Source organism: Flavobacterium chilense (assembly GCF_001602525.1).
In the GTDB taxonomy this organism is placed as follows: domain Bacteria; phylum Bacteroidota; class Bacteroidia; order Flavobacteriales; family Flavobacteriaceae; genus Flavobacterium; species Flavobacterium chilense.
The window spans coordinates 141,355-152,910 of the sequence record NZ_LSYT01000008.1 but is presented as its reverse complement, the minus strand read 5'-3'; the positions used below and the strand labels follow the sequence as shown (position 1 = coordinate 152,910).

At 33.2% G+C, this 11,556-nt stretch carries 11 protein-coding genes and 2 tRNA genes; 6 read left to right on the top strand and 7 right to left on the bottom strand.

Annotation, left to right across the window (positions count from 1 at the left end; all coding sequences use genetic code 11):
- Positions 1-49: 49 nt before the first annotated feature.
- The 4 genes from A4F88_RS18495 to A4F88_RS18480 are packed head-to-tail and all read right to left on the bottom strand — an operon-like array spanning position 50 to position 2,780.
- Positions 50-556 (bottom strand): DUF6702 family protein, encoded by a 507-nt coding sequence (locus A4F88_RS18495; protein ID WP_068844205.1) that lies wholly within the window; start codon positions 554-556, stop codon positions 50-52.
- Complete coding sequence (bamP, locus tag A4F88_RS18490; RefSeq protein ID WP_068844204.1) at positions 553-1,305, bottom strand: BamP family beta-barrel-assembly machinery protein; 753 nt, start codon at positions 1,303-1,305, stop codon at positions 553-555. The genes A4F88_RS18495 and bamP overlap by 4 nt, the downstream gene beginning before the upstream one ends.
- Positions 1,295-2,023 carry a carboxypeptidase-like regulatory domain-containing protein gene (locus A4F88_RS18485; RefSeq protein ID WP_068844388.1) on the bottom strand — a complete coding sequence of 243 codons (729 nt, stop codon included), beginning with the start codon at positions 2,021-2,023 and terminating at the stop codon, positions 1,295-1,297. The genes bamP and A4F88_RS18485 overlap by 11 nt, the downstream gene beginning before the upstream one ends.
- Complete coding sequence (locus A4F88_RS18480) at positions 2,010-2,780, bottom strand: carboxypeptidase-like regulatory domain-containing protein (protein ID WP_245179170.1); 771 nt, start codon at positions 2,778-2,780, stop codon at positions 2,010-2,012. The genes A4F88_RS18485 and A4F88_RS18480 overlap by 14 nt, the downstream gene beginning before the upstream one ends.
- Before the next feature lie 164 nt (positions 2,781-2,944).
- Here A4F88_RS18480 and pepE point away from each other — a divergent pair, with 164 nt between their 5' ends.
- Positions 2,945-3,652: a dipeptidase PepE gene (gene pepE, locus A4F88_RS18475; RefSeq protein WP_178368494.1), complete on the top strand. Its 708-nt coding sequence runs from the start codon at positions 2,945-2,947 to the stop codon at positions 3,650-3,652.
- Positions 3,653-3,789: 137 nt separating this feature from the next.
- On the opposite strand, the gene A4F88_RS18470 is transcribed toward pepE, so the two are convergent.
- Positions 3,790-3,862 (bottom strand) — tRNA-Gly (locus A4F88_RS18470).
- Positions 3,863-3,968: 106 nt separating this feature from the next.
- Positions 3,969-4,041 (bottom strand) — tRNA-Gly (locus A4F88_RS18465).
- Between the two features lie 134 nt (positions 4,042-4,175).
- Here A4F88_RS18465 and A4F88_RS18460 point away from each other — a divergent pair.
- Together A4F88_RS18460 and A4F88_RS18455 are read left to right on the top strand one after the other, a co-directional pair.
- Positions 4,176-4,613, top strand: coding sequence for a GNAT family N-acetyltransferase (locus tag A4F88_RS18460; protein ID WP_068844202.1), 438 nt, complete (start codon positions 4,176-4,178; stop codon positions 4,611-4,613).
- Position 4,614: 1 nt separating this feature from the next.
- Positions 4,615-6,201, top strand: a complete 1,587-nt coding sequence (locus A4F88_RS18455; protein WP_068844201.1) for a L,D-transpeptidase family protein — start codon at positions 4,615-4,617, stop codon at positions 6,199-6,201.
- On the opposite strand, the gene A4F88_RS18450 is transcribed toward A4F88_RS18455, so the two are convergent.
- Positions 6,190-6,921 (bottom strand): murein L,D-transpeptidase catalytic domain family protein, encoded by a 732-nt coding sequence (locus tag A4F88_RS18450; protein WP_068844200.1) that lies wholly within the window; start codon positions 6,919-6,921, stop codon positions 6,190-6,192. The two genes, A4F88_RS18455 and A4F88_RS18450, sit on opposite strands and share 12 nt — an antisense overlap.
- Before the next feature lie 643 nt (positions 6,922-7,564).
- On the opposite strand from A4F88_RS18450, the gene gpmI reads away from it, so the two are divergent.
- From gpmI to A4F88_RS18435, 3 genes are all read left to right on the top strand, one after another.
- Positions 7,565-9,082, top strand: coding sequence for a 2,3-bisphosphoglycerate-independent phosphoglycerate mutase (gene gpmI, locus A4F88_RS18445; RefSeq protein WP_068844199.1), 1,518 nt, complete (start codon positions 7,565-7,567; stop codon positions 9,080-9,082).
- Between the two features lie 123 nt (positions 9,083-9,205).
- Positions 9,206-9,877, top strand: a complete 672-nt coding sequence (locus tag A4F88_RS18440) for a TetR/AcrR family transcriptional regulator (protein WP_068844198.1) — start codon at positions 9,206-9,208, stop codon at positions 9,875-9,877.
- A 16-nt stretch (positions 9,878-9,893) separates the two neighbouring features.
- Positions 9,894-11,555, top strand: coding sequence for a peptidase domain-containing ABC transporter (locus tag A4F88_RS18435; protein WP_068844197.1), 1,662 nt, complete (start codon positions 9,894-9,896; stop codon positions 11,553-11,555).
- Position 11,556: the final 1 nt, after the last annotated feature.

Genomic DNA, 11,556 nt, shown 5'->3' with positions numbered 1-11,556 from the left:
TTTGTCAGGGTGTGAAAATAACAATTAAAACAACATTTTTACACATTCTCTAATATTTTAACAATTCTTTCCTTGAAGATTCTGTAAAAAGCACACTCTTTTTTGTCCCAAATGCTGAGATATGTGTAATATTTTGCTGTTCAGCATTCCAATCAACCAAAATAGTATTAGAGATTTCGATTGTTTTAAATTTATCAATGTCTTTTATTCGGGAATAACAAACCAAAACATCTCCAGCCTCAACTTCTTTAGATAAAAAAGTAATAGGTTTAAACTGACCGTTTATTTTTATAGTGAAATTTTCTGAAAGATATTTTTTCAGAAGCTCTACATCTGCTTCTGTTTCTTTATCCGTACCAACAAATGTTTTTTTGTGATACTTTTTCTCCATTCCATTATTTAAATCATCAATAAAAATGCGGGAAGTAATTTGAATCATCTTTTTCTCAGCCGCATAATTAACCTGAAAAATACCCATGTAAAATTTATGGAATGTAAAAGCAGAAACGGACAAAAACAATATCCCGAGTAAAGGATAGATTAATCTATTTTTCATTTCCCGGCAACATTCGATTTTTTGAATTCTTTATTTTTAGTAATTAAAAAATCCATCAGTTCAAATTTCTGATCAGGATCAAGATGTCTTTTTGATTCTGGATCATTTGAGCAATACATCAAAAACAATTCAATTTCATCGTCTTTTAAAGCTAACGTTTTGGTAAAAAAATCAGGTTGAAAATTTGCTCTTGAATATTCTATAAAAGCCATATCAGATATTGTCTCTTCTTTTACTTCATCATTTTTAGAAAGAAGTTTTTTAACATCTTTAAAAATCCTCACAAAATCAGTTCCGTATTTGATCGTCTGATCAGAATACATTGCCGTATTTTTAGCTGTAGACTGTTTATCATCTTCAAACTGCATATCTACAATTTTTTGCGAATTACCTCCAAGCGCTTTCACTTTTAGGTCTTTATGAACTAAAACTTCTTTTAACTCATTACTTACCAAAGTTAGAGATACTGCAAAAAGAACTTGTGCACAATCTTTCTCTGTTAAAACAATCTTTTTTGACTGAAATGCCAACCCTGTAAACAATAAAGTGTCTTTAGGTTTTGCCATAATATCAAACAATCCATTTGTTCCAATAAAGGTTCTGACGTTTGCATTTACATTCATTACGTAACCACTTTCGATTGCCAGAGTATTATTAACTGCCTGACCATGTAAAGGTTTCCTTCCATTTTGCCCAAGTATAATTTGACAAAATAAGCACACAACGAGTATTCCTAGTTTATTTTTCATTTTCGAGAATTATTAGATATTTCCTTGCTAAATCGGTTATTAAAAACATACTCATTGTTTTGTTTTTAGTATTCAAAGATACAGCAAATTCAGCATCATCCACACAATATAACTGAAATCCTTTAATATCCTCTGCCGGAATTTTCAATCTGTCAGTATAATAATTCTCTTCAAAAAGGTATTCCATTTTTGCAAAAAGCATCTCTTTTTTCTCCACATTTACCTCTTTTTTCAGCATAGCGGTCCGTCCGGAAATTTTATTAAGTAACTTATCTACAGAGGTTGATGTTGCTGTATATACTTTTCGTTCTGCAGGCGTATATTTTTTTTGCCCATATGGAATTACACCTAAATTTTCTGCTGTAATATTGGCATTTTCATTTACGATAACTTCTTTCAACTCTACCTCTTTTGCGGTCATTTTAATCTGAAGCGAAGTTGCATTCATATCATCTGCCGTAATCCTGCGTTTAAGTGCTTCGAGATTAACTGCCGAAAAAACCAGAACATCACCTTCTTTAGCTACAATAGAAAACATTCCGTTTACATCTGAAACTGTTGCAACCTGAGTGGTATTATTAATAATATTTACCCCTTCAACCGAAGTGGACTGCTCAAATATTTGTCCCGAAATTTCTTTCGAAACCACTTTCTGGGCAAAACCAACCTGAACAAACAAAAACAAAAGGACTATGTAGGCGATATTATTTATTCTCACTTGCAATTATTTCTTTGTATTTAACAGCTAATTCTCCTAACAAAAATTCTGTTGAAGTTTTATTTTTCGAGTTCAAAATTACTGTGAATTTATCATTATCCACCGCATAATATTCAAATCCTTTTACGTATTCTAAAGGAATTTGCAACCTGTTCACAAAATGATCTATAGAAAACATACTTTCCAGCAGTTTCATAAAAAACTCCTTTTTCTCTACCGCAACTTCTTTTTTAAGCATTGCTGTGCGTCCGGAGAAAAAATTCAGCAAAGGATCTGCAGAGATTGATCCTCCAGCCATTAAACCTGCACTTGCTGTTGGATCTAACGCTGTTGCTGTATGTAATTTTCGTTCGGCTTCTGTATATGACTTTTGTCCGCTTGGAATAATTCCAAGAGAAACAGCATTAATTCCACTATTATAATTCTTTACCACAACTTCCTGTAACTGATGCACCACCATGCCCAATTTTACAGTAAAATTAATATCGGTAAAATTTTCAGGAGCCAATAAGATTCTGTTTTCCTTAAATTGTATAGATGAAAAAACCAACTCATCACCTGCTTTTGCAGCAATCGAAAAACTCCCCGATTCATTGGTTGTAGTCATAACTTCGGTTTGCGCATTGATCACATAAACACCTTCCAAACCGGAAACGTTTGAAGTCACACGTCCGTTCAAAACAGTCCTTTCCTGACCCTGAGACCATACAGCCTGTCCCAGAACAACCATTAAAAAACATATAACTTTGTGAATCAAAATGACAAAAATTTAGAGATTTCCTTAAAGCTGTAAAAATATCTTAATGTATTCCAAATTTAGTATTAAGGACTTGGTAAAAATATGTTAATTAAACCCAATTTATCATATGCAAAATGAGAGTTTTTAATATCTTTAGCATGAACAATCTGAGTTTAATTTTTATGAAAAGCATTATTATTGCCAGCACTTCTACACTCCACGAAGGCAGCTATTTAGAGTATTTACTACCTACTTTACAATCTCATTTTAAAAATTGCAAAAGCATTTTATTTATACCGTTTGCACGCCCGGGCGGGATTTCGCATGACGAATACACCAAAAAGGTTTCAGACGCTTTTTCTTCTATCCATATTTCAGTAAAAGGCATTCATGAATTTGAAAACCCTAAAAATGCCATCAAAAATGCCGAAGGTATCTTTACTGGTGGAGGAAATACTTTTTTACTGGTAACGCAGCTGTACAAACACAACATTATGCAGCTACTTTCAGAAACAGTAAAAAACGGAACTCCTTATTTAGGAACCAGCGCAGGAAGCAACATTTGCGGTCTGTCTATGCAAACCACCAACGATATGCCTATTATTTATCCGCCAAGTTTTCAAACGCTAGGATTGATTCCGTTTAACTTAAACCCTCATTATTTAGATCCGGATTTACAATCTAAACATATGGGTGAAACCCGCGAAACAAGAATTAAAGAATTTCACGCGTTTAATGCAATTCCGGTTTTAGGTTTAAGAGAAGGAAGCTGGCTTGAAGTAAAAGGCGATACAATTACCTTAAAAGGAAATTTATCTGCTCGTTTATTTTTACAAAATGAAAATCCCGTAGAATTAGAAACGGAAAGCGATTTAAGCAATCTGAAATAAATTTCAGCCATATAAGTAATATAAGTTCATTTAAAAAGAACTTGACAAAAAAGAAACTCACCCTTTCTTGTATTACTTATATGGTTCAAAAAATACAAATACAAAAAAGCCTCAAACAATGTTTGAGGCTTTTGAAGAGCGAAAGACGAGGCTCGAACTCGCGACAACCAGCTTGGAAGGCTGGAGCTCTACCAACTGAGCTACTTTCGCATTAACAGGGTGCAAATATAAATAATTAATTCTTTTAAACAAAATAAAAATCAAAAATTATTTATTTTTATAAAAAACCGAAACGATTAAATTCCGGTTTTTTTAGAGCGAAAGACGAGGCTCGAACTCGCGACAACCAGCTTGGAAGGCTGGAGCTCTACCAACTGAGCTACTTTCGCATTGGTGGTGCAAATATAAAAAGAAAGTTAAGTTCAAAACAAGCTTTTTCGCAAAAAAAATCAATAAAAATCAACAATTATTTATAACCTATTTAAAATTAAAAAGTTATAAAATCAATTATTTTTCCAAAATTATGAATATTATTACAGAAATACACTCAAAAGAAACTTATGCTGTTCGCCAACCTGTTTTAAGAAAAGGCAAACCTGTAGAAAGTTGTATCTTTGAAGGAGACGATTTAGAAAGCACGCATCACTTTGGTTTATTTAGTGATGAAAATTTAACAGGAATTATTTCGTTATACGATAAAATCAATCCTATATTTGCCGAGCAAAATCAAGCTCAGATTCGTGGGATGGCAGTTTTAGAAACCCATCAGAAAAAAGGATTTGGAGAAGCTTTAGTTAAACATTGTGAAACCTACTGCAATGCTAACAAAGTTGATTTGATTTGGTTCAACGCCAGAACCGCTGCTGTAGGTTTTTACAAAAAAATGGATTACCAACCCCAGGGTGAGCCTTTTGACATTAAAGACGTTGGCGAACATTATTTAATGTTTAAAAAATTATAGAATGAACAAACTTTACTTTTCTTTAGTAATATGCATTTTTATTGCCTGTAAAAAAGAAACTCCTAAAATAATTCCGGCGGTGAAAAAAACTGCCCCGGCAATCATACTTACTGACGAAAGAAAAGTAGAAATTGACACTGCACTTATAGGCACATTTAAAAGCGAAACATTAAAGCAGTTTTATAACTCATCAGAAAACAAAACCGTTTGGGGAAATCTCAAAAAGAGAACTTATGTTTTGTCGCAACTGGAAAAAGCAGAAGATCTTGGTTTAGATCCTGAAGATTATAAAGCTTCACAACTTAAAAAGTTCGAAAGCAAAATTGGTACTCTGACCGATTCTGAGTTGGCAACTTACGACATCTTATTAACCTACAACTTCGAAAAATATCTAAGTCACTTATATAAAGGAAAACTGGACCCTAAGAAATTATATCCGGATTGGGATTTAGAAGAAAAGACGTTTGATGTTAATAATATACTGATCAAAGCTTTTAATAAAAACAAATTAGACAGTATTGTAGAAAATGTTCAGTCAAAATCACAAACGTATAAGCAGTTATTAAAAGCGCTTGAAATTATTGATGAATTTCCGGATGATTCTGAATTATCAAAAATCGAATCATTAAGCAAAATTACACTGCGTGATACCAATCCTGCTTTAGTCAACATCAAAAAAAGACTTTTATTCTGGAAAGACATGTCCGGAAAAGACAGTCTGACCAAAATTTACGATGAAAAAACATTTGAGTCTGTTAAAAAATTTCAGGAAAGACATGGTTTAGCCAATGATGGCGTGATTGGTCCGGGAACGATAAGCGCATTAAATTATTCGAAAGAAAGAAGAAAACAACAAATTATCGCCAACTTAGAGCGTTGGAGATGGTACACTACGGAATTAGCCGAAAATTATTTCATCATCAATATTCCGGATTACAGCTTAAACGTAGTCGAAAGTCAGGATACAACTTTGGTGCGAAATATTGTCGTTGGAACTAGTAAAAGAAAAACTCCTATTATTACCTCTGTACTAAAAACAGTTGTTTTTAACCCAACATGGACAGTTCCTCCAACCATATTAAAAGAGGATGTTGTTCCGGCCATGAAACGAAACCGAAACTATCTTGCCAACAAGAACATTACAATTTATGATACTTCAGGAAATGTGGTAGAACCTAATGCCTGGAACGAAAACAAACCGGGAAATTACCGTTATGTACAAAGTCCGGGGTACAATAATTCATTAGGATTGATGAAAATTTTGTTCCCAAATCATCACAGTGTGTATTTACATGACACAAATCACCGTAATTATTTTGGGAGAAGTAATCGCTCTTTAAGTTCAGGATGTGTTCGTGTAGAAAATCCGTTGGAATTAGCAGAACATATTTTAGATGATTCTGAAAGATGGTCCAAAGACAAAATCGACACTCTGATTGCTTCTAAGAAAACAACCAGCATTAAAATCACCAAGAAATATGCTTTATACCAATGGTACTGGACAGCATGGAGCAAAAAAAATCAGCTCATTTTCAGAGCTGATATTTATAATCTTGATTCAGATTTGTATGCTAAATTAAGAAATTAGCTTCTCCTCCATCATAAAAGTTCTTGACGGATGGTAGATATACAAACATGATTTGTCTTTAATCGTTTCGATTATCTCAGCAGTCAATTCAACCGGCAATGCAGGACATCCCTGGCTTCTGCCTAATCTTTTGTGCTCTCTGATAAAAGATTCCGAAACATAATCGGCTCCATGCATAACAACTCCTCTTTCGCGGGCATTGTCATTATAACCTCTTTCTAAACCGTCTAAACGTAAAGAAGCACCATGTTTTCCCTGATAGATTTCGCCTGTTGCATAAAAGCCCAAACTACTTTTAAAAGATGAATTGGTGTTTGAAAATGCCGATGCAAATTCTTCGCCGGTGTTTCTTCCGTGAGCAACGAGAGAGTTAAATAAAATGGTATTCGTAGTCATATCAATTACCCATAAACGTTTGGTATTTGATGACAGACTAAAATCAATTAACGTTAGAATGTTTTTCTGAATTATACCTCTTTCTTTTAAAAGATAAAAACCTTTTAATGCCTCAGAAAAAGTTCTAAGTTCAGGAATATTAAAATTGTTTGCGTTCAATTTTAATGCTTCATAAATGTTTGCAATTTTTGCATCAACAGTAAGTGTTTTTTCAACTTTTGCGAAAGTCTTTGTTGTTGCATTCTTTAATTCGGAGGTGTTTTTTGAATCTTTACCAAAAGATAATAACAAAAACACAAGCAGCGGATAAATTTTGTAAATCATTGAATTTCTTTAGGTTAATAATTAAATTTGGGTAGGGCAAAAATATAAAAATTTGATAGCCTCCAAAATACAGGCCTGGAAATCAGGCGTTTTTTGCTTAAATTTTAACATAATTAACATAAAAATATTATTTCTGTAAGAGATTTACTTCTGCAAAAAACCTCAACGTTTTACTGAAATTCTTAAAAAAAACATAAACAAATACTGCTTTTAAATCGTAAAGCTGTAACTATTAGCGTAAAAAACAGTTTTTTATTTTAAGTATTGAATTCTTTTATCCTTACTTTTTCATATAGAATCAAATAAAAAAATAGTTTTTCAGGCTCAATTCTTTGAACTTCCGGTTTTACAAAGAAATGATACTTCTAATTTTGAGTTATCAACTTTAAAAACAATGTACCGGGTTTAGCTCATAATGAAGCTTTAAATCCTATCTTTTCTGTAAGTCTAAAATATTTTATCAGCTACAACACCATCAAAAATAAGCTCAGAAAAAGAGTCTGGCGTGAATTAATTTTAAAAAATTTAGTGTTCTTCAACAAAATCAATATTTTTTAATACGCTTCATTTTATTAAACATAAATGTATCATTGCTTTTCCTGCCTATTTTAGAAATGACTTATCTTTGTAAAAAACAAAAATGATGAACAAAAAAGTAATCCTTATGATTTTAGACGGTTGGGGAAAATCTCCTGACCCTAAAGTTTCTGCAATAGACAACGCAAATGTTCCTTTTATAAACAGTCTTTACAAAAATTACCCAAATGCACAACTTAGAACTGACGGATTAAACGTGGGTTTACCTGAAGGTCAGATGGGAAACAGTGAAGTAGGTCACATGAATCTGGGTGCCGGAAGAATTGTATACCAGGATTTAGCCAAAATAAATCTTGCCGTAGCACACAAAACACTTGCCAAAGAACAAGTGCTGGTTGATGCTTTTACTTATGCTAAAGAAAACAATAAAAAAGTTCACTTTTTAGGATTAGTGTCTGATGGTGGAGTTCACTCTCACACTTCTCATTTACGCGGATTAATCGACGCATCTCAGGAGTACGGCTTAGATCAGGTTTATGTTCACGCCTTTACAGATGGCCGTGATGTTGACCCGAAATCCGGAGCAAAATATATTCATGACTTAGAAGATCACATTAAAGATACACCGGTAAAAATTGCTTCGATCATTGGTCGTTATTATGCAATGGACCGTGACAAACGTTGGGAACGCGTAAAACTGGCTTATGATTTAGTTGTAAATGCCATTGGTACTCCGTCAAAAAATGCCGTTGCCAGTGTTCTTGACAGTTATGCCCATAATGTTACTGATGAGTTTATTGAGCCTATCGTGATGGTGGATGAAAACGAAAAACCATTAGCTACAATTGTTGAAGGTGATGTGGTAATCTTCTTTAATTTCAGAACAGACAGAGGACGTGAACTTACAGAAGCGCTTTCGCAACACGATTTTCACGAGCAAAACATGCACAAGTTAAACTTGTATTATGTAACTCTGACAAATTATGATGAAACTTACCAAAACGTAAAAGTTGTTTACAACAAAGACAACATTAACGAAACTCTTGGTGAGGTTTTAGAAAAAGCAGATAAAAAGCAAATTCGTATTGCTGAAACGGAAAAATATCCACACGTAACATTTTTCTTTTCAGGTGGAAGAGAAACCCCATTTGAAGGCGAATCACGTATTTTGAGAAATTCCCCAAAAGTAGCCACTTATGATTTACAGCCAGAAATGAGCGCTTACGAACTTACAGCAGCTCTTGTTCCGGAATTAAACAAAGGCGAAGTTGATTTTGTTTGTTTGAATTTTGCTAACGGAGATATGGTTGGACATACAGGAATTATGAGTGCTGCAATAAAAGCATGTGAGGCCGTTGATGCTTGCGTAAAACAAGTTATCGAAGCAGCTCTTGCAAACGATTATACTACAATTGTAATTGCCGATCACGGAAATTGTGAAACCATGATTAATCCTGACGGAAGCCCAAATACTGCGCACACAACAAACCCGGTGCCGATTATTTTAGTAGATAAAGATCTTAAAAGTATTCACGATGGTGTTTTAGGTGATATCGCTCCTACTATTTTAGAATTAATGGGAGTTCAGCAACCAAATGCAATGACTTGTCATTCATTGTTGTAAATCTTTTTTAATATGACTTTAAAAAGCTGCTCTATTACCAGAGCAGCTTTTTTTTGTTTAAATAAGAGTTAAAATTTCTATATTGATAGTAATACTATTATATTTGCATTTAAAATAATTCTTATGGAAATTATACTATCAAACATAAAGATGCAGGTAAACGAAAAGATCTACGTAAAAGATCCTGAAACATCTGCATTGGGAAAAAAAATAGTAGAACAAAGTATTCTTCTTATAGACGATATTGGTTTTGATAATTTCACCTTTAAAAAACTGGGAGAAAAAATAGGATCAAACGAGAGTTCTATTTACCGTTATTTCGAAAACAAGCATAAATTATTAGTATATTTATCTTCATGGTACTGGAGCTGGATCGAATACAAACTAGTCTTTAATACCGCTAACATCATTGATAAGAAAGAAAAGCTAAAAAAAGCCATTACAATTGTTACCGAAAAAGTAAGTGACGACCTCTTTACCGATCATATTAATGAAGCAATTTTAAACAAAATAATAATTGCCGAATTCACCAAAACACTTCATACCAAAGAAGTCGACCAGGAAAACAAAGAAGGCTTTTTTTTAATCTACAAAAGACTTATCAATCGTATTGTGGCTATTGTAAAAGAAGTAAATCCGGATTACCCATTTGCCAAATCATTAGTTTCAACCATTGTTGAAGGAAGCTTGCATCAGCATTTTCTAACAGATCATCTAAAAACGATTACAGATTGCAATGAAAGTGTTACCACTACCCAATTTTATCTAAACCTTGCAGAAAACGTTTTACGCTAATTATAAAAGAAGAAATATGACACCTTTAAAACGATTTTACAATTTACTCGCACTAGACAAAAAAGATATTTACCAAATCTTTTTCTACGCTATTTTTGCCGGATTAATCAGTTTATCGCTTCCGTTAGGAATTCAGGCCATTATTGCCTTTATACAATCCGGAAGAGTTAGCGCATCCTGGATCGTACTTATTATACTGGTTGTTGCCGGCGTTGCTCTGGTTGGAATTTTATCGTTGATGCAATTGCGAATTACAGAAAACCTGCAGCAAAAAATATTTGTTCGTGCTTCGTTTGAGTTTGCAGCGCGTTTACCCAAAATAAAATCGGAGGAATTGTATGGCACTTATCCGCCGGAATTAACGAATCGTTTTTTCGATACTCTAACCATCCAGAAAGGAACTTCAAAATTATTAACAGATTTTTCGGCTGCTTTGCTCCAGATTGTTTTTGGACTTATTTTGTTGTCCTTGTATCATCCTTATTTTATTGTATTTGGTTTTTTATTATTTCTGCTTTTATACTTTATTTTTAGGTTTTCATATAAATCAGGATTAGAAACAAGTTTAAAAGAATCCAAATTCAAATATAAAGTTGCGGGCTGGCTACAGGAAATGGCACGAAATAATTTTAGTTTCAGAAATGCCTTAAACTACGATTTTGCACTTCAGAAAAACAATTCAATCGTAACCAATTATATCAATTACAGAGAAAAACATTTTAAGGTTATCCAAAAACAATTTACACAGCTTATTGTTTTTAAAGTGATTATAACTGCGAGTTTATTGTCTATTGGAGGATATTTGGTATTGAGTCAGGAAATGAATATTGGGCAGTTTGTTGCCGCAGAAATCATCATTTTATTAGTCATTACTTCTGTCGAAAAGATTATTCTTGGACTGGAAAGTTTTTATGATGTTTTAACTTCTGTTGAAAAAATAGGACAGGTAACTGATTTAGAATTAGAAGAAAACACAGAATCTAATAGCGATAATAGCTACGCAAATATCACATTGGAAACTGAAAATTTAAAATTTAAGTTCCCGGATTCACCAACCAACGCACTAGATTCTATTACTGTTAAAATTGAGCAGGGAGAAAAAATCGTAATCGATGGCGAAAACGGTTCAGGAAAAACAACTCTTATCAGGTTATTATCCGGTTTATTAAAACAAAGTTCAGGTGCTTTTTACATCAATGATGATACTTTCAAGAAAATAGACATCAAACAATATCGGGCACAAATTGGTACTATCATTCATAACGAAACTCCTTTTGAAGGAACCATTATTGAGAACATTACCTTTAATGATCCAAGCATAAGTTCTGAAGATCTAAAATGGGCTCTTGACGGAGTACAGCTCAGTTCTTTTATAAAATTATTACCAAAAGGTTTAGATACTCATATTTATCCTGAAGGACGACAATTATCATCTTCTAATGCACAAAAAATCCTGTTAGCCAGAAGTATTATTCATAAGCCAAAGATTCTTTTTTATGAAGACCCAACAGATACAATGGATGAAAGTGTTGCCAATGAAATCATTGATTTTATCTCTTCGGATAAAAACAACTGGACTGTTATTGTTTCCTCTAAAAATCCGCATTGGAAAACAAAATCGACACGACAAATAACAATGCAAAACGGTATTATTTTACTTGATCAAAAAAAACAATAAG